Source organism: Streptomyces sp. CA189 (assembly GCF_056428985.1).
The window spans coordinates 219,433-237,668 of sequence record NZ_JBWJVM010000003.1; the positions used below are offsets into that span (position 1 = coordinate 219,433).

At 72.4% G+C, this 18,236-nt stretch carries 17 protein-coding genes; 9 read left to right on the plus strand and 8 right to left on the minus strand.

The genetic code is table 11. From position 1 onward, the window contains the following. Positions 1-379: 379 nt before the first annotated feature. Together AC061S_RS04500 and AC061S_RS04505 are read right to left on the minus strand one after the other, a co-directional pair. A complete protein-coding gene (locus AC061S_RS04500) occupies positions 380-2,905 on the minus strand; it encodes a discoidin domain-containing protein (protein ID WP_478684501.1) in 2,526 nt (841 codons plus the stop codon). Between the two features lie 123 nt (positions 2,906-3,028). Further along, positions 3,029-3,715, minus strand: coding sequence for an MBL fold metallo-hydrolase (locus tag AC061S_RS04505; protein ID WP_478684502.1), 687 nt, complete (start codon positions 3,713-3,715; stop codon positions 3,029-3,031). A gap of 139 nt (positions 3,716-3,854) precedes the next feature. On the opposite strand from AC061S_RS04505, the gene AC061S_RS04510 reads away from it, so the two are divergent. Genes AC061S_RS04510 through AC061S_RS04525 form a run of 4 tightly spaced genes read left to right on the plus strand, consistent with a single transcriptional unit; the run spans position 3,855 to position 7,444 of the window. Beyond that, complete coding sequence (locus tag AC061S_RS04510) at positions 3,855-4,763, plus strand: GlxA family transcriptional regulator (protein WP_478684554.1); 909 nt, start codon at positions 3,855-3,857, stop codon at positions 4,761-4,763. 52 nt (positions 4,764-4,815) lie between these two features. Continuing rightward, positions 4,816-5,316: an isochorismatase family protein gene (locus AC061S_RS04515; protein ID WP_478684503.1), complete on the plus strand. Its 501-nt coding sequence runs from the start codon at positions 4,816-4,818 to the stop codon at positions 5,314-5,316. A 46-nt stretch (positions 5,317-5,362) separates the two neighbouring features. Beyond that, positions 5,363-6,016 (plus strand): RNA 2',3'-cyclic phosphodiesterase, encoded by a 654-nt coding sequence (gene thpR, locus AC061S_RS04520; RefSeq protein WP_478684504.1) that lies wholly within the window; start codon positions 5,363-5,365, stop codon positions 6,014-6,016. Between the two features lie 60 nt (positions 6,017-6,076). Next, on the plus strand, positions 6,077-7,444 hold the full coding sequence (locus AC061S_RS04525) for an MFS transporter (protein ID WP_478684505.1): 1,368 nt from the start codon (positions 6,077-6,079) through the stop codon (positions 7,442-7,444). Positions 7,445-7,508: 64 nt separating this feature from the next. Here AC061S_RS04525 and AC061S_RS04530 read toward each other — a convergent pair whose 3' ends face one another. Beyond that, positions 7,509-7,862 carry a VOC family protein gene (locus tag AC061S_RS04530; protein WP_478684506.1) on the minus strand — a complete coding sequence of 118 codons (354 nt, stop codon included), beginning with the start codon at positions 7,860-7,862 and terminating at the stop codon, positions 7,509-7,511. Positions 7,863-8,073: 211 nt separating this feature from the next. On the opposite strand from AC061S_RS04530, the gene AC061S_RS04535 reads away from it, so the two are divergent. Continuing rightward, on the plus strand, positions 8,074-8,640 hold the full coding sequence (locus AC061S_RS04535; RefSeq protein WP_478684507.1) for a GNAT family N-acetyltransferase: 567 nt from the start codon (positions 8,074-8,076) through the stop codon (positions 8,638-8,640). Between the two features lie 5 nt (positions 8,641-8,645). On the opposite strand, the gene AC061S_RS04540 is transcribed toward AC061S_RS04535, so the two are convergent. After that, positions 8,646-9,428, minus strand: a complete 783-nt coding sequence (locus AC061S_RS04540) for a GntR family transcriptional regulator (protein WP_478684508.1) — start codon at positions 9,426-9,428, stop codon at positions 8,646-8,648. A 186-nt stretch (positions 9,429-9,614) separates the two neighbouring features. Here AC061S_RS04540 and AC061S_RS04545 point away from each other — a divergent pair, with 186 nt between their 5' ends. After that, complete coding sequence (locus tag AC061S_RS04545; RefSeq protein WP_478684509.1) at positions 9,615-10,865, plus strand: PTS transporter subunit EIIC; 1,251 nt, start codon at positions 9,615-9,617, stop codon at positions 10,863-10,865. After that, on the plus strand, positions 10,862-11,101 hold the full coding sequence (locus tag AC061S_RS04550; RefSeq protein WP_478684510.1) for a DeoR family transcriptional regulator: 240 nt from the start codon (positions 10,862-10,864) through the stop codon (positions 11,099-11,101). The genes AC061S_RS04545 and AC061S_RS04550 overlap by 4 nt, the downstream gene beginning before the upstream one ends. 70 nt (positions 11,102-11,171) lie before the next feature. Here AC061S_RS04550 and argG read toward each other — a convergent pair whose 3' ends face one another. From argG to AC061S_RS04565, 3 genes are all read right to left on the minus strand, one after another. Next, the gene (argG, locus tag AC061S_RS04555; protein ID WP_327250668.1) at positions 11,172-12,620 is read right to left on the minus strand and encodes an argininosuccinate synthase; all 1,449 of its coding nucleotides are present in this window, start codon (positions 12,618-12,620) and stop codon (positions 11,172-11,174) included. Between the two features lie 159 nt (positions 12,621-12,779). Next, the gene (locus AC061S_RS04560) at positions 12,780-13,955 is read right to left on the minus strand and encodes an SGNH/GDSL hydrolase family protein (RefSeq protein WP_478684511.1); all 1,176 of its coding nucleotides are present in this window, start codon (positions 13,953-13,955) and stop codon (positions 12,780-12,782) included. A 65-nt stretch (positions 13,956-14,020) separates the two neighbouring features. After that, positions 14,021-14,590, minus strand: coding sequence for a TetR/AcrR family transcriptional regulator (locus AC061S_RS04565; RefSeq protein WP_478684555.1), 570 nt, complete (start codon positions 14,588-14,590; stop codon positions 14,021-14,023). A 71-nt stretch (positions 14,591-14,661) separates the two neighbouring features. On the opposite strand from AC061S_RS04565, the gene AC061S_RS04570 reads away from it, so the two are divergent. Both AC061S_RS04570 and AC061S_RS04575 read left to right on the plus strand, forming a co-directional pair. Continuing rightward, on the plus strand, positions 14,662-15,192 hold the full coding sequence (locus tag AC061S_RS04570) for an FBP domain-containing protein (protein WP_478684512.1): 531 nt from the start codon (positions 14,662-14,664) through the stop codon (positions 15,190-15,192). A 195-nt stretch (positions 15,193-15,387) separates the two neighbouring features. Next, a complete protein-coding gene (locus tag AC061S_RS04575) occupies positions 15,388-16,803 on the plus strand; it encodes a L,D-transpeptidase (protein WP_478684513.1) in 1,416 nt (471 codons plus the stop codon). 98 nt (positions 16,804-16,901) lie between these two features. On the opposite strand, the gene AC061S_RS04580 is transcribed toward AC061S_RS04575, so the two are convergent. Next, positions 16,902-18,206 (minus strand): PucR family transcriptional regulator, encoded by a 1,305-nt coding sequence (locus AC061S_RS04580; protein WP_478684514.1) that lies wholly within the window; start codon positions 18,204-18,206, stop codon positions 16,902-16,904. Positions 18,207-18,236: the final 30 nt, after the last annotated feature.

Below are 18,236 nucleotides of genomic sequence, written 5' to 3' on the forward strand. Positions count from 1 at the left end.
GAACGGCTCCGCGGACGGCATCTTCGACCTCCCCTGAGCGCAGCCCCCACAATCGACTCGTTCTGAAACGATCAGTAGGTCCTGGCCGGCCGGTCATGTCCGGAGCCGGCGAATGGTTGCTGCGAGGTGGCGCATGGGCGCGGTCAGCACCTGCAATGCCACCAGTCCAACTCCGGATCTGCCAGGGGGTCTTGATGCGTTCCTCCGAGGAGCACCGCGCCCAGGAGCCGGTGTTCTACGCGGCACGGCCCCTTCGGATGCGCGTCATGGACGGCGTCCTCCCACAGGCCGAGATCGGCCGGACCATGCCCGGGGCGGTGGGGGGCCGGGTCCCGGCCGGCCGGACGGGGGCTCCGGCCGGCGGGACATCGTACGCGGGTCAGGAGATGGTGATGAACCGGGCGGTGCTCGGTACTCCCTGGGTGTCGAGGGCGAAGAGCATGTAGGTCCCCGGCAGGACCACGCCCGGGTCGGCGGGTATGGACACCGTGTAGGTGCCCGTTCCCGTGGCCGTGGACGCGACGGGGACCCGTCGCTGGTCGTTGTCGGTGGAGTGGGTCGCGGCCGCGGCCCGCATCAGGACGAAGGATGCCACCGGGGTGGAGGTGGAGAGCGTCAGTGAGGTGCCGGGGGGTGTCCTGGAGGGGACGTCTCCCGTGATCTCGGGACGCGGTTTCGGTGATCCGTCCGGATTGAGGAGGTACGGGGGCGTGAAGACGGCCCCGTCGGCGTGGTTGGTGGCGCAGTCGCCGCACAGGCCACCGCCGCCGGAGAAGACCCGCCCGTCCGGCAACAGGTTGGCCACGCTGTGGTAGTTGCGCGGGACGGCCATGGTGGCGAGCGGGGTGAAGGCGCCGGTCGAGGGGTCCCACAGTTCGGGGGTCAGGACCGAGGTCGCGTCGCTGAACGGGACCGGCCGGCTCTGTCCGCCGAAGACGATCACCTTGCCGTCGGGCAGGACCACGCTGTTGGCGAAGGCCCGGGCGTACTCCATGTCTCCGGTGCGGACCGTTTCCACCTGGCTGCCCGCGATGCTCACGGTGTAGGCGCGGCGGGTGGCGGGGGTGTCCTGGTAGGCGGGCGAGCCTCCCAGGGTGAGCAGTTTGCCGATGTCGTACGCGACCGCGTTGCCGGTCATCGCGTCGGCGCTGTCGGCCCGGGTGCCGGCCGGGGTGATGCTGCCCGTACCCGTGGTCGAGATCCAGTTCATCTGCTTGCTCGGGCCCAGTTGCAGCACTTTGCCGCCCGAAGTGGCGTGCAGCCACATGTGGTTGTCGGCACGGTAGGGTCCGGCCGGGTCGGCCGTGGACGCCTGGAGGGCGGGGACGCCCGGGAGCCCGCGCCAGGTTCCGGTCTCCGGCGACCAGGCCTCACCGGCCTTGTCGCCCGCGGGTCCGCTCCAGGAGCCGCCCAGGACGAAGGCCTCTCCGGTGGAGAGCAGGGTCATGGACTGGTAGCCGCGGGGGATGTTCATGTTGCCCGCGGCGGACCAGTCGTCGGTGGCGGGATCGTAGATGCTGGCCTTCTCCGCGTTGCTGCCCCCGGTGACCAGCACGCGGCCGTCGGCCAGCATGGCTATGCCGGGGCAGAACATGTCGTGCCCGGTGTTGTCGATGCGGCGCTGGGTGACCTTGCCCGTCTTCAGGTCGAGGATCGCGGTCTGGGTGTAGCCGTTGCTGCCGCCGAAGCGGTCCACCGCGTACGCGGACCAGGCCAGCAGTTTGTCCCCCGGCAGGACTGCGGTGGCCACGGGGACCAGGGGGAAGCCGGTGATCCGGCCCCAGGATCCGTGGACGGCGGGGGCGGCCGGCCCGCTCAGGCGGATCTCGGCGGCGGAGGTCCACGGGCCGCGGGCCCCGGCCTCGGTGGTCACGGTCAGCCGTACGTACCGGGCGTTCGCGGTACGGGTGAACGTGGCGGTCTTGACGGTGTCGTCGTCGCGCCAGGTACCCGCGGCCACCGGTGCGCCGAAGGCGGCTCCGTCGGTGCTGGTGGTGACGGTGTACGCGCCGGCCCGGCCGTTGGGGCCGTTCGTGCGGGGGTGGTAGACGAGTGCGGAGACGGCGGCCGTGCGGTGCATGTCGATGGTGATGCTGTGCGGGAGGGGGGCCGGAGTACCCGACCACCTGCTGTGCCAGAGGGTGTTGGTGTCACCGTCGAGGACGTTGGCCGCGCGGCCGTTCTCGCGGAGCGTCTCCTCGTCGCTCGCCGCGGCCGTCCATCCGGTCCGGGCGAGGTCCACGGTGGCTTCCGGGGTGCCGGGGTCGCCGAGCAGGTTGATCTCGGCGGCGGAGGTCCACGGGCCGCGGCCGCCGGCCTCGGTGAGCGCCGTCAGCCGTACGAACCGGGCCCCCTGCGGGGCGAACCCGAGCGTTTTGGCGCTGCCGTCGTCCGCGAGCGTGCCACTGGCGACCGGGGCCGGCCAGGTGAGTCCGTCCGCGCTGACGCTGAGGGTGTACTCGCCGACGCGCCCGTTGGCCCCGTTGGTGCGGGGGGTGTAGACGAGCGCCGAGACGACCGCCGTACGGTGCATGTCGATGGTGATGCTGTGCGGCAGGGGGGCCGGAGTACCCGACCACTTGCTGTGCCAGAGGGTGCCGGTGTCACCGTCGAGGACGTTGGCGGCGCGGCCGTTCTCGCCGGCCGTCTCCTCGTCGCTCGCCGCGGCCGTCCATCCCGCCCGGTCGAGTACGGGCGCCGTCGGCTCCATGGCGTTCGCCGGCGCGATGCCGTGGTGCGGCGACTGCTGCGCCGCCCGCTCGCCGACCGGCCCGGGGGTCGGTGTGGGGCTCGCGATCCCGAGCCACGGCGTGAAGCCGATCAGGAGCGCGCCGAGACCGAAGGCTATGAGCAGCCTGGACCGGCGTAGCGCGCGGGGTAAGGCGAGGAAGCGCCTGGACTGCAATCTGACCTCCTGGGGCGAACCGGTATGCCCCATGGAAGATAGGTCAGGGTGGCAGCAACTCACCTAAATGAGAGGAGAGTTGACGCAAAACCGCATCCACCGACGCGATTCGGGAGGGAGCGCCTAGAGCGGCACGGCGCCGTCGGCGGCGAACGGGCCGCCGTGGCCGGGGACGATCAGGTCCGCCGCGGCGAGCACCCGCAGCCGGGAGGCGCGCAGCACCTCGCGGTCCGGGGCCACCGGGTCGTCGGCGGGGCCCTCCGCGTGCCACCACAGGTCGCCGGCGAACGCCACCACACCCGAGTCCGTTCCGGCCAGCAGGGTGATGTCCTCGTGGCTGTGTCCCGGCGTACGGATCAGGCGCAGGGAGGGGGTGAGTTCGTAGCCCTCCGCGTCCCGGTTCGTCCACTGGTCACCCTGGTACTCGACCTTGTGGTCGTGCACCCGGGCCCGGCCGAACAGGCCCGCGTTCATGGTGTTGTCCGGGTGGTGGTGGCTGAGCACCACGTCGGTGATGTCCTCGGGACCCAGCCCCAGTTCAGCGAGCGGGCCGAGGATGTCCGCGTGGCTCGCCACCATGCCCGGGTCGAAGATGAAGTGCCGGCCGGCATCGGATACGTAGGAGACGGTGGCGGCCACCCCGGGGCCGGTGGAGCCGACGTAGCCGGTGGTCAGGACCTTGTAGACGGCGCTGCGGCCGAGCGGTGCGTCGGTGCGGAGGTCCTGCGCGGCGACCGTGGCGTCGGCCGCGATGTCCGCCGTGGTGTTGGCCGTCGTGTCGGCCGCGATGTCTGTCGTCGTGTTCGTCATGGCTGCAATCCTTCCGCGCCGGCCGGCACCGTACGAGTGGCACACCTGCCAGTGATCGCAGGATTCGTGCCACGGGTGGCAGACTGCCCCCGTGCCCCCTTTCACGACCGTTGCCGCGTACGTCCCGCCCGGTGTCGGCATGCTCGCCGTCGGGATCGTCACCGAGGTCTTCGGCCCGCACGGCTCGGGGGTGCCCGGCTTCGATTTCGCCCTGTGCGCCGAGCGGCCCGGGCCGGTCCCCACCGACATCGGCGTGCCGCTGGCCATCGAGCACGGCCTCGGCCGGCTGGCCGCCGCCGATCTGGTGATCGCCCTGCCGGGGGCCGGCTTCCGCACACCGCCCGGTCCGGCGGTACTCGACGCGCTGGTGTCCGCGCACGAGGGCGGCTCCCTGCTCGCGGCCCACTGCGTCGGCACGTTCGCGCTCGCCGAGGCCGGGCTGCTGAACGGGCTACGAGCCACCACGCACTGGCGGTTCGCCGTACTGCTGGCCGACCGGCATCCGGACGTCGCCGTCGAACCGGACGCCCTGTACATAGACGAAGGCAGGATCGTCACGGGCGCGGGAGCCGCCGCCGGCTTCGATCTGTGCCTGCACCTGCTGAGGCGGGAGCACGGGGCCGCGATGGCCAACGCCGTCGCCCGGGACATGGTGCTGCCCTCGCACCGCGACGGCGGGCAGGCCCAGTACCTCGCCGCACCCGTCCCCGAGGACTGCCGGGACGAGCGGCTCTCCGAGGTGCTCGCCTGGGCCCGCGACCACCTCAACGAGCCGCTTCCGGTCACGGAGCTGGCCCGCCGCGCCGTGATGAGCAAGCGCTCCTTCGCCCGCCGCTTCACCGCGGCGACCGGTACCACCCCGCACGCCTGGCTGCGGAACCTGCGGCTGAGCAGCGCCGAGGAACTCCTGGAGAGCACGGACCTGCCCGTCGAGGAGATCGCCCGCCGGGTCGGCTACGGAAGCGCGGCGGTCCTGCGCGAACAGTTCGTGCGGCGCAGGGGCGTTCCGCCCCGCTCCTACCGCCGCTCGTTCACGAGCACGCCCTAGGGCCTGTCGTCAAACTCCCGTCTGCCTCGCGGCGCCGACGCACCCCTGTCCTATGATCGTTCCCGTGACCTCCGCGCTGATCCTCATCGACCTGATGCCCCGCATCATCGACCTGCCGCTCGCCCCTCACTCCGGTGAGGAGGTACTGGCCCGCAGCCTCCGGCTGGCCGAGGCCTTCAGGGCGAACGGACGGCCGGTGGTGCTGGTCCGAGTGGACCGGCCGGGCGTCGCGGAGCAGCCGCCGGGCAGCGGCTTCGCCGACGGACTGGTGCGGCCGGGCGACGTCCTGATCGTCAAGCAGACCGTCGGGGCCTTCCACGGCACCGGCCTGGACGAGCGGTTGCGCGGCTCGGGGGTGGACACGCTGGTGCTCGCGGGGCTGGTCACGACGATGGGGGTCGAGTCCACGGCGCGGGCCGCCAGCGACCACGGCTACGAGCTGGAGTTCGTGGCCGACGCCATGTCCGGTTTCGCCGCCGACGAGCACGAGTTCGCCGTGGAGCGGGTCTTCCCCCGGTTCGGCGACGTGCGCAGCACGGCGGACTACACCTGATCACGATGAAGGACCGGACCGCCCGAAGCACTGTACGAAGTCTCCTGTGAACGAACCGACCCGGCCCGCGACCGTTCGCGTGTTCATCGCCCTCGCCCCGCCCGACGACGCGAAGGAGGAACTCGCGCGCGAGCTGGGCCCCGCCTACGCCGCGTACCCGCACATGCGGTGGAACCGCATCGAGGACTGGCACATCACCCTGGCGTTCCTCGGCGAGCTGCCGGTCGAGGCCGTCCCCCTCCTGCGACCCCCGCTCGCGGAGCTCGCGGCGGCGCACCGTCCCGTACGCCTGGCCCTGCGCGGGGGCGGGCACTTCGGCGAGCGGGTGCTCTGGAGCGGGATCGACGGGGATCTCGAAGGGCTGCACCGGCTCGCCGCCGAGGTGCGCGCCGTGGTCAAGGAGTGCGGCATCCCCTTCGAAGACCGGCCGCTGCGCCCCCATCTGACGCTGGCCCGCGCCCGCCGGAACGATCCCTCATCGGCCGTGGAGGCCGCCGCCGGGCTCACCGGGTTCACCGGTCGCCGCTGGCGGACGGAGCGTCTGCACCTGGTCGGCAGCAACATCGGCCGCGGCCCGGGGCCGATCCACTACCGCGACATAGAGGCGTGGAACCTCGGCGGCGGGGAGGACGACGGGCAGTCGGCCTCCGCTCGGGACGGCACGGAACGGCCCGCTCAAGACAGCACAGAATCACATTGACCTAAAACTGCTTACTACTAAGCTACTTCCCGGCAATGTAACGCAGGGGGAGAGATCGACGTGGTCAAGGGCATGCGCGAGGAACGGGTGGCGGGCGAACGGTCGCTGCTGCTCGGAGTGGGAATCAGCGCGATCGGGATCGGGATGTACATCCCCTTCTCGCTCGTCTTCTTCCACCACGTCACCGGCCTCTCCTTCGCCCTCGTCGGCATCGTGCTGACGGCGACGGGCCTGGCCGGCCTCGCGGTCATGCCGCTCGCCGGCTCGGCCGTCGACCGGTTCGGGGCCAGGAAGGTCAACCTGCTGCTCTACGCGGTCCGGGCCGTCGGCTTCGCCCTGTACCCGCTCGCCGAGTCGCTCCCCTCGTTCGCCGCCGTCGCGCTGGTCACGGCCCTCGCCGACCGGTCCTTCCCCATCGTGCAGCAGTCGCTCATCGGAGAAGTGGCCCGGGGCGGCGCCCGCGACCGGCTCCAGGCCTCCATCCGCGCCCTGCAGAACGCGGGCATGGGCGCCGGCGCCCTGGCCGTCTCCGGAGTGCTGGCCCTGTGGGGCACGGACGGGTTCACCTACACCGCCTGGGGCAACGCGGCCGCCTTCGCGCTCGCCGGACTGCTCGTCACCCGCGTGAAGCCGGTACGGGACCAGGCGGACGGCGAGCTCGGCACGGACGGCGCACTCGGCTCGGCCGGCTCGGCCAAGCGTCCGCCCGCCGGCTATCGGATGGTGCTCGCCGACCGGCCCTTCCTGGGCCTGACCGCAGCCAACTTCCTGACCGCGCTGGGCTACGCGGCCCTGTCCGTCCTCTTCCCCCTCTACATCACCACCTGGCTGCACGGCCCCGACTCCCTCACCGGTGCGGCCTTCACCGTCAACACCGCCCTCTGCGCCGGGATCGGCGTCCTGATCGCGAGCCGGGTCCGCCGTTCCGGAGCCCGCCGCACCCGCTCCGCGGCCCTCGGGTCACTGCTCTTCGCCGTGGCTTTCGTGGGGCTGATCGTGCTCGGCACGGTCCGGCCCGGGCAGACAGCGACGTTGGTCGCGCTGCTGGCCATCGTGGTGGTCTACACGGTCGGCGAACTGATCCACAGTCCTTCGGGCGGCGCCCTGTCGGTATCGGCCGCGCCCGAGGCCGTACGCGGCCGCTACCTCGCCACTTACCAGTTGTCGTACTCCCTGGCCACCGCGCTGGCCCCGTCCCTCTTCACGGGACTGCTCGCGCTCGACGGCCGGCTGCCCTGGGCCTTCCTGACCGTCGCCGCGCTCGGTGCCGCGCTCGCGCTGCTCCGACTGGAGCGCCACCTCCCGGCGGAGGCCGTGTACACCACCCAGCCGTCCGCGGCTCCTGTTCAGGCCGCTACCGCGGAACGGGCCCCGGAAAAGGCCCCGGAACCGGCCCGCCGCGAGCCGGCCACCACGGCCGGCGCCTGAGCCGCACTCCCCCGCCGCATCGCCCGCAGCCCGCCCGAGCGCGGACCCCTCCACGAAGTCCCGATCAGGCGGGCTGCCACAGCTCGATCCGGTTGCCCTCGGGGTCCGTGACCCAGCCGAACCGGCCGACGCCCTCCATGTCCTGGGTCTCCCGCGCCACGGCCGCCCCCTTGGCACGCAGCTGCGCGAGCATCGCGTCCAGGTCGCGGACCCGGAAGTTGAGCATGGTCTGCTGCGCGGGGGACCCGAAGTAGTCGGTCCCGGACTCGAACGGCGCGAACACCGTCGGACCGGCTCCCTGCCGCCACAGCCCGTGCTCGTCAGAATCCAGCCCCAGGCAATCCCGGTACCACGTGCCCAGGGCGGCCGGATCCGCGGCCCGCATGAAATATCCACCGATTCCCAGCACACGTTCCATGCCGCGATCCTGCCAGGACGCCGTCAGAATCCCTTGCCGAGCGCGCCCAGCAGCAAAGGGTTCACCCCGCTCTCGACTTCGGGGAGCGGCCGGGGCTCAGGCCCCCGCCCCTCGAACATGGGGCGGATCCCCAGCAGCCCCTTCGTGCCGCCCCCGCTCCGCGCGGCCGGATCCCGGCCTGTTGAGCGGTGGTGACGCATAAGCTCCGCACGTGCTACCTCACCTCACGCTCGCGGCTGCCGCGACGGCCACCGCTCCCGCACTCGCCCTGCGCCCCTGGCGGGTGGAGGACGTCGACGCGCTCGTCGAGATCCGCCGGGACCCCGGGCTGCGCCGTTGGGCGACTTCTCTGCCGGAGGGCGAGGAGGACGGGCTGCGGTGGGTGCGGGACCAGGAGCAGGGGTGGGTGGCGGGTGAGCGGTTCGGCTTCGCCGTTCTGGAGACCGCGGCCGGCGCGGCTGCGGAGCGGCTGGTGGGCAGCGTGGTGCTGAAGGAGCTCTCCCCCGGCAAGGCCTCCGCCGAGGTCGGGTACTGGACCGCGGCTTCGGCCCGTGGACAGGGGGTCGCTCCGCGCGCCCTGGAGGCCGTCACCGCCTGGTCCCTCGACGCCTTCCGGGCCCAGGGTCTGCAGCGGCTCGAACTCCTGCACCAGGTGGACAACACGGCGTCCTGCCGGGTCGCGGAGAAGGCCGGTTATGGCTTCGAGGGGGTCCTGCCGGCCGCACCGCCCGCCTATCCGCTCGACGGACACCTGCACGTACGGCGCTCGGCGGCCTGACCCGCTCAGTCCCGCCCGGGGCCGGCCGTCAGGGTGGCGTGGAAGCGGTAGCGGTCGGCGCGGTAGACGACGCGGTTGTACTCGCAGGGGCGGCCGTGCTGGTCGTAGGTGAGCTGCTCGATGTGGAGTACGGGAGCATCCTCGGGCAGGTCGAGCAAGGGGGCATCGTCCGGGGGAACCAGCGCGGAGTGGACGGTGTAGCTCGCGCGGGTGGGGACGACGCCGCGTGCGGTGAGCTCGGTGTACAGCGAGGCGGTGGTGTAGTCGGGCTCGCCGATGCCCGGGGCCCGCTCGGCCGGGACGAGGGTGACGGAGTGGCACATCACCGCGTCGCCGAAGAGCCGTACCCGGTCCAGCTCGAAGATCCCCGCCCCGGGCAGCACGTGCAAGGTCTCCGCCTCCTCGAAGTCCGCCGCGCGCAGCCTGGCGGCGAAGACGCGCGCGGTCGGGGCGAACCCGAGCCGGCGGCCGTACTCGTTGAGTCCGCCGATCAGCTCCGAGGTGTGCTCGAAGGCCGGGGCGGCGCCGGTGCCGGCGCCGGTCGCGACGTGCCAGCCCGCCCGTTCCGCCGAACCGACCCGGCCCTCCTCCTGTAGCGCGTGGAGCGCCTTGCGGAGCGTGACCCGGCTGACGCCGAGCCGCTCGCAGAGGTGGCGCTCGGAGGGGAGGCGCGTGCCGGGGGCGAGGGCGCTGGCGGCGAGGGCGTCGGCGATCGCGTCGCGCGCCTGCACGTGGACGGGCCGCGACCCGTCCCGGAGGACGGGCCGCAGGTCGAGAGACTGGTTCACCCCTCCAGTATTCACCTCGGCAGCCCCTTCTCTGTACCAGGAATGGACCAGAAGGATGAGTCCCATCGGGGCCAAATCAGTCCACGGGCCCGTAACCACGGGACTTTCGGCCGAGTTCCGACCATCCCCAGTGGTCTAGTTTTGGTCTATATCTGGTCCATACGCATACGGGAAGAAGCGCACGGGATGAGCAGCCGACGGGGCTCCGGGGTCATCAGGGGGATGCAGAAGATCGGCCGGAGCCTGCAACTCCCGGTCGCGGCACTGCCGGCCGCCGGAATCATGGTCCGTCTGGGCCAGCCGGACGTTTTCGGCTCGGACGGCCTGGGCTGGGCCAAGGCGGCCGAAGTGTTCGGCCTCGCCGGCAACGCGCTGCTGGGCGCGCTCCCCCTGCTGTTCTGCGTCGGCGTGGCCATTGGGTACGCGAAGAAGGCGGACGGCTCGACCGCCTTCGCCGCCCTCGCCGGGTACCTGGTCTTCGGCAAGGTCCTGGAGGCGTTCCCGGACGGGGTCACCGGCAAGCCGACCGACCCGGGCGTACTCGGCGGCATCGTCATCGGACTGATCACCGCCGTCCTGTGGCAGCGGTACCACCGCACCCGGCTCCCCGACTGGCTCGGCTTCTTCAGCGGCCGCCGCCTGATCCCGATCCTCATGGCGTTCGGCGGCCTTGCCATGGCGGTCGCCTTCGGCCTGCTGTGGGCTCCGGTCGGCAACGGCCTGAACGCCTTCGCCGAGTGGCTGTCCTCCCACGGAGCCGTCGGCTCCGGCATCTTCGGCTTCATCAACCGGATGCTGCTCCCCGTCGGCATGCACATGCTGCTGAACACCTACGGCTGGTTCCAGTTCGGTTCGTTCACCGGCCCCCAGGGCCAGGAAGTCCACGGGGACATCGCCCGCTTCCTCGCCGGCGACCCCTCGGCCGGGATGTGGATGACGGGCTTCTTCCCGATCATGATGTTCGCCCTGCCCGCCGCCGGACTCGCCATCGCCCACTGCGCACGTCCGGAACGCCGCAAGGCCGTCACGGGGATGATGGTCTCGATCGGCCTCACGGCGATGATCACCGGTGTGAGCGAGCCGCTGGAGTTCTCGTTCATGTTCATCGCGCCGGTCCTGTACGGGATCCACGCGCTGCTGACCGGCCTGTCGATGTTCCTGACCATGGCGCTGGGCGTGAAGGCCGGCTTCACCTTCTCCGCGGGCCTCTTCGACTACACCCTGAACTGGTCGCACGCCACCAAGCCCTGGCTGATCATCCCGATCGGCCTCTGCTTCGCCGCCGTCTACTACGTGGTCTTCCGCTTCGTGATCACGAAGTTCGACCTTCCGACCCCGGGCCGCGAACCCGAGGACCAGGCGGACGAGGCGGAAGAAGCGGGCGGGGCGGAAGAGGAAACGAAGGACGGAGCGGACGCGCCGGGGAGGCGGCCGTGAGTGACGACGTGCGCCGGATCAGCCTGGCGACGGGCAAGCTGACCGCCGCTTCCCGGCGCCGTCACATCGTCGGGACGGTATGCCGTGAGGGGTACGTCTCCCTCGAACGGCTCGTCCGTGAACTGGACGTCAGCGCGATGACCATCCACCGCGACCTGCGGCTCCTGGACTCCCGGGGCGAGGTGCGCCGGGTCCGCGGCGGCGCGGTCGCCCCCTGGATGACCACGGCCTCCTGAGCAAGGCGAACGCCGCCGGCGGCCCCTCCGGGGACCACGGGCGGCGCTCCACGTCCTGGCGCGGTACCGACTAGTCGGTGCCGAACTCCATCGCGGCGCGGTCCAGCAGCTCGTCGTCGCCGGAGACCTCGCCACGGGAGGCGATGGCCTCGGCGCCGCCCTCGGGCATGGCACCGATCAGGCCGGAGCCCGGAGCCTCGACGGCGCCGATCAGGGCGGGGTGGGTCGTACCGACGATGCCAAGGCCGGCGTACTGCTCCAGCTTGGCGCGGGAGTCGGCGATGTCGAGGTTGCGCATGGTGAGCTGGCCGATGCGGTCCACCGGGCCGAACGCCGAGTCCTCGGTGCGCTCCATGGACAGCTTGTCCGGGTGGTAGCTGAACGCCGGGCCCGTGGTGTTCAGGATCGAGTAGTCCTCGCCGCGCCGCAGCCGCAGCGTCACCTCGCCGGTGATCGCCGTACCCACCCAGCGCTGAAGGGACTCGCGGATCATCAGCGCCTGCGGATCCAGCCAGCGGCCCTCGTACATGAGGCGGCCGAGGCGCCGGCCCTCGTTGTGATACTGGGCGACGGTGTCCTCGTTGTGGATCGCGTTGACGAGGCGCTCGTACGCGGCGTGCAGCAGGGCCAGGCCCGGAGCCTCGTAGATGCCGCGGCTCTTCGCCTCGATGATCCGGTTCTCGATCTGGTCCGACATGCCCAGGCCGTGGCGGCCGCCGATGGCGTTCGCCTCCATGACCAGGTCGACGGCGGAGGCGAACTCCTTGCCGTTGATCGTGACCGGGCGGCCCTGCTCGAAGCCGATGGCCACGTCCTCGGTGGCGATCTCGACCGAGGGGTCCCAGAACCGGACGCCCATGATCGGGTCGACGGTCTCGACACCGGTGTCGAGGTGCTCCAGGGTCTTCGCCTCGTGGGTGGCGCCCCAGATGTTGGCGTCGGTGGAGTAGGCCTTCTCGGTGCTGTCGCGGTAGGGCAGCTCGTGGGCGAGCAGCCACTCCGACATCTCCTTGCGGCCACCGAGCTCGGTGACGAAGTCCGCGTCGAGCCACGGCTTGTAGATGCGCAGGTGCGGGTTGGCGAGCAGGCCGTAGCGGTAGAACCGCTCGATGTCATTGCCCTTGAAGGTCGACCCGTCGCCCCAGATCTGCACGTCGTCCTCAAGCATCGCGCGGACCAGCAGCGTGCCGGTCACGGCGCGGCCGAGCGGCGTCGTGTTGAAGTAGGCGCGGCCGCCGGAGCGGATGTGGAACGCACCGCAGGCGAGAGCCGCCAGGCCCTCCTCCACGAGCGCCGCACGGCAGTCGACGAGGCGCGCGATCTCGGCGCCGTACGCCGTGGCCCGCGTGGGCACCGACGCGATGTCGGGCTCGTCGTACTGGCCGATGTCGGCGGTGTAGGTGCAGGGGACGGCACCCTTGTCGCGCATCCAGGCGACGGCGACGGAGGTGTCGAGGCCGCCGGAGAAGGCGATACCGACGCGCTCGCCGGTGGGCAGGGAGGTGAGAACCTTTGACATGGGATGAGTATGCGCGATGATGCATGATCATGCAAAATGGCGGGCCGGTGAAGATGTCGGACGACCGGCGGGCACGCCGTCATTCTGACGCGCGGCCGGGTCGGCGGCGAGTCCGGCGGGGCACCCGAGGGAGCCGCCCCGCCGGGCGCGGCGGGCGGTTCAGCCGGTCGTGAGAGCGAAGGGGCCCCCGGCGGCGAAGGCGTGGCGGGCGAAGTTCTCGGCGATGCGCACGTGGCCCGCGGGGTCGGGGTGGAGGTCGTCCGGCAGCGGCAGCTCGGCGTGGTCCGCGGCTCCGTAGAGGTCGCGGCCGTCGAGGTAGTGCAGGTGCGGGTCCTCGGCCGCCCGCTGCGCGACGATCCCGGCGAGCACCTCGCGGACGACGGTGAGCGTCAGGCGCCCGGCGGCCCGTTCGGCCGGGTCTCCCAGGGCCTTGAAGCGCAGGGTCCCGGTGCTGAAGTCGGTGGCGAGGGGGCCGGGGGTGTCCTCCTGGATCGGGCACAGGAGGGGCGACACGACCAGGAGCGGCGTGGCCGGATGGCCCTCGCGGAGGGTGTCGAGGAAGCCGTGGACCGCGGGGGCGAAGGCGCGCAGCCGCATCAGGTCCAGGTTGACGATGTTGATGCCGATCTTGACGCTGATCAGGTCGGCGGGGGTGTCGCGCATCGCGCGGGCGGTGAAGGGGTCCAGCAGGGCGCTGCCGGAGAAACCCATGTTGAGCAGGTCCACCGCCCCGCGCGCCGCGGCCAGGGCCGGCCAGGTGCCGGTGGGCCGCACCGCGTTCGAGCCGTGGCTGATGGAGCTGCCGTGGTGCAGCCACACCTTGAGCCCGCTCTGCGGCGCCGGCGTGACGGGGGCGTCGGTGCGCAGGGCGATCAGCTCGGTGATCTCGGTGTGCGGGAGCCAGATCTCGACGTCCTTGTCCCGCGCGGGCAGATTCCCGAAACGTGCGGTGCCGGGCGGCCCTTCTTCGAGTTCTACGGCCTGGGTGGCCAGGTCGAGGGTGCGGATCCTGCCTCCGGGCACGGTGGCCCGGGCCGTGAGCACGCCGTCGATCACGAGGTCGTACGCGCCGTCGGGCGAGGCCGGGAAGCCCCGGTAGGCCCTCTTGGTGGGCAGGGCGTCCAGTTCGACGACCGTGGCCCGGGTACGGAAGACCAGCCGCACGCCGGACGGGCGGGCCTCGGCCGTGGCCAGTTGGTCGTCGGGGATCTGCCGGCGGGCCCGGGCGGGCAGCCGGTGGGGCAGCAGGCCGTGCGCGGTGCGCTCCACGTCGAGGGCGCCGCGGAGGAGGTCTTCGGTGACGGGTGTGGTGATCCAGTCGTGGTCGCGGGTCATCGCCTCAGCCTGGTGATGGTCGGGGGTTGCGGGGTTGCCGGGTTACGGGGTTGCGGGATACCGGGTCACGGGGTCGCGGGCTTGCGCAGCATCGCGTCGAGCGAGTCCACGATCCAGTCCCAGGACTCCTGCGGGTCCACGGTGGTGTGGCTGAAGCCGCCGCCCAGCTCCAGGCTGACGTAGCCGTGGAAGACGCTGCCGAGCATCCGGACCGCGTGCGTCTGGTCCGGTTCGGTCAGGTCGTAGCCGCGCAGGATCGCCCGCGTCATCTGGGCGTGCCGTACGCCCGCGCTCGCGGCCGCCGTCTCGGGGTCGAGCCGGAGCCGGGCGGCGTCGTAGCGGCCGGGGTGCTCGCGGGCGTAGTCCCGGTAGGCGTCCGCGAAGGCGGCGAGGGCGTCCTTCCCGGCCCGCCCGGCGAGGGCTGCCGCGACCCGGTCGGCCAGTTCCTCCAAGGCGAACAGGGCGATCCGGGTCTTGAGTTCCTGCGAGTTCTTCAGGTGCGAGTAGAGGCTCGCGACCTTGACGTCGAACCGCCGGGCGAGCGCCGAGACGGTCACCTGCTCGAAGCCGACCTCGTCGGCGAGCTCCGCGCCCGCCCGGGTCAGCCGCTCCGCGGTCAGTCCTGCTCGAACCATCATGTGCCTCCTTTCTGGCGATAGCTATTATGCATTTGCCTAAAACCTTTAGGCAAATTAGCCTGCTGCTCATGAAGCCGCTGACCGAACAAGAGATCCGTACCGCCTTCGTGAACTGCACCAAGGGCGAGGCCAAGCGCCTGTCCGTGCCCCGCGATCTGGCCGAGCGGCCCTGGGACGACCTGGACTTCCTCGGCTGGTGGGACCCCAAGGCCCCCGAACGCGCCTACCTCGCCACCGAACTGGACGGCCGAACGGTCGCCCTCGCGCTGCGCACCTCCTCCGCCGCCGCCCCCTCCCAGGCACGGCGCAGCATGTGCTCGCTGTGCCTGACCACCCACACCGGAGGCGTCGCGCTGATGGTCGCGCCGAAGGCGGGCAAGGCCGGGCAGCAGGGCAACAGCGTGGGCGCCTACATCTGCGGCGACCTCGCCTGCTCGCTCTACGTACGGGGCAAGAAGGACGCGGGCCCGGGCGCACGGCTCCACGAGTCGCTCACGCTGGAGGAGAAGATCCAGCGGACGGTCGCGAACCTCGCCAACTTCTTCGCCAACGTCACGACCTCCGCCAACGTCACGACCTCCGCCGACGTCAGGGCCTGAAGCGCTCTCCCCTACTCCGTACGAGCCCTCTTCGGCGCCCATTCGGCCCCACAGGCCGAGTTCATGATCATCGGGCTGCCCGGAAATCGTTTTGATGCTGCCATCCGGCCGAAGGCGATCTGGGAGGGCTGCGTGGCGCGCATGCTGTCATCGACACACCGTGGAGGAAACCGGCGACGGGGCAGGACGTGGAGCGTGGCCGGGGCGGTGGCCGGGGTGGTCTTCGTCGTCGCCGCCGCGCCGCAGTCCGCGTCGCGCTCCGGTGACGGCCGGCCAGCCGGCGACGAGCAGGCCGGCTCCGTCGACCTGCTGGTCGGCCGGGTGCTGGACGACGGGGGCCGGCGGTGCGCGATGGAAGCCTTCCGGGCCGGACTCTGCGGCGGCCTGGAGCAGCAGGTGGTACGGGCCACCGCCAGCGGAGCCGGGTCCGTGGTGCGCGGTCCCTCGTCCCGCGGCGCCTCCGGGACTGCGGCGCCCACCGTCGTCCTGCCCACCGACGCCGCCGGCCCCCTGGAGATCGCCCTCGCCGGACCGGGGGTCCTCACCTACGTCACCGTCCACGACGGGCACGGCCGCTACGTGGGCGGCGCCCTGGGCGCCCGGGGGCACCACTGGGCCAACACCGAGCCGTTGCGGGCCGGTGAGACCTACACGGTCCGGGTCGGCGCCCAGGACGTGGCCGGTACCCCGGTCGGCGCGACCATGGCGTTCCGGACCGCGACCGCGGCGCAGGACGACCGGCTCACGGCCGAGTTCGGGCCGCGGCCCGGCACGTACGGGGCGGGGCAGATCGTGACGGCCTCCCTGAGCCGTCCCGTGCCCGCCGCCGATCCGGCCGCGCGGGCCCGGCTGGAACGGGCCCTGCAGGTCACCTCGGAGCCGGCGGTCGAGGGGGCCTGGCACTGGGTCGACGACTCGACCCTGCACTACCGGCCCCGTACCTACTGGCCCGCCCACGCCGTGGTGCGGGTGGTCAGCGGTCTCGACGGCGTGGAGGTCGGGGAGCGGGAGTACGGCGGCCCTTCGGAGTCCCTGCGGTTCACCATCGGGGACCGCATCGAGGCGGTCACCGACGCCGCCGCGCACGAGATGACCGTACGCCGCAACGGCAGGACCGTCCGGACCATCCCGGTGACCACCGGGAAGGCGGGTTTCCTGACGCGCAGCGGCATCAAGGTCGTGCTCGGCAAGGAGCGCAAGGTCCGGATGCGCGGGGACAGCGTGGGCATCAAGCGCGGTACGAGCGAGTTCTACGACCTGCCCGTCTCCTACGCGACCCGGGTGACGTGGAGCGGGGAGTACGTGCACGCCGCGCCCTGGTCGGTCGACGCGCAGGGCGAGGAGAACGTCAGCCACGGCTGTACGGGCATGAGCACGGCCGACGCGGCCTGGTTCTTCGACACGGTGCGGGTGGGGGACGTGGTGTCGGTGGTGAACAGCGGCGGTGAGCCGATGGCCCCGTTCGCCAACGGGTTCGGGGACTGGAACCTCAGCTGGGACGCCTGGCTGGCCGGCAGCGCACTGGGCGGCGCCACCGATTCTCCGCTCGCGTCGCCCGCCTCCGCGCCCGCGTCGGCGCACGGACCGTCCCGGCTCCTCCCCCTCACCTGAGCCGGCCCGGCGGCTTCCTCACGGGGTGGGCGCGGCGGCTCCGATGACATCCGGTCCGTGCCGCCCCGTCCTCTGAGGAACCGGCCCGCCGGTGCGCCTCAGGTCCCGGTGCGGCGGGCCGCTCCGTACGCCGTGAGGGCCGCCGCGAGGTGGCGGGCGCCGGCGGGGTCGGTGGCGTCGTGGCCGGTGAGCAGCCGGATGCGGCCCAGCCGGTAGGTCAGGGTGTTGCGGTGGACGGTGAGGGCTTCGGCGGCCTCGGCGCGCCGGTAGCCGGCCGCGATGAACTCCCGCAGTGTGGCGATCAGGTGGGGCTGGTCGTCCAGGGATGCCAGGACCCGGGCGAGGGCGTCGCGGGCGGGGCCGGGCTGCACGAGCTGGTACTCGACGGCGAGGTCGGCAAGGCGGTAGAGACCCGGGAAGCGCCCCAGGTCCTCGGCCAGGGAGAGCACTTCGGAGGCCTCCGTCTGGGCCCGCGGGATCGATCCGTGATCCTCGGCGACGGCGGCCGCCGCCGTGCACAGCAGTTCGGCCGCCGTGTCGAGCCGGGCGAGCAGCCGCCGGGTCGCGCCGTCCGGGGCGAGCGGGACGAGGAGGACGCCTCCGTCGCCCTTGAAGGTGGCCAGCACCTCGGGGTTGCCGTCCAGTTCGGAGCGCAGCGCGCGCAGGATGCGGTGGGTCGCGCCGCCGGGCGCTTCGGGCAGCCGCAGGACGACCACCTCGTACCGTTCGGCGAGGGTGCGCCCGTACCGTTCGGCCGCACGCCGAGCCGGGCGGCCGGCGAGCAGGACACCGGCGAGGTTGCGGCCGTGTTCGCGCTGCTCCCAGTCCAGGTCCGCCTGTTCGCGCAGGTAGGCCTCGGCAACCTTGGGCATGACCTCGCCGAGGAACGCCAGCAGTCCGGTGACCAGGGCGTACGGGTCGGAAACCGGTTCGGGGCCGGACGCTGCGAGTTCCCAGGCCCGGCGGGCGCCGAGCGGGTAGACCCGTAGCACCGCCTCCAGGGGGACCCCGTCGCGGGCCCGCTCCGCGCCCCAGGCCACCGGGGCGGCCAGCTCGGCCTCGGTGGGCGCCCGCCCTTCGGCGACGGTGGTGAAGAACAGCTTGAGCACGGCTTCGGTGTTCGCGACGAGGTCCCCGCCGAGGACGCTGTCGGGCAGCAGCCGGTAGGCGGGGATGTCGGCCGTCAGCCGGGCGACGGTCTCGGCCGCCATCTCCGCTATCCGGGGCAGCAGGGCGGCGGCGAGCCCCGGCGCGGCCGCGAAGTCCCCGTCCGCCGCCCTGTTCCCCGCCCTCTTCCCCTCCCTGTTCCCCGCCCCGTTCCCCGCCCCGTCCGCTGCTTCGCCCGCCGCCCCGTCCGCCGTCGCACCCGGAGCCGCACCCGCCGTCCCGCCCGCGTCATCCACCCCGGCATTGTCACCGCGCACAAACGCGGG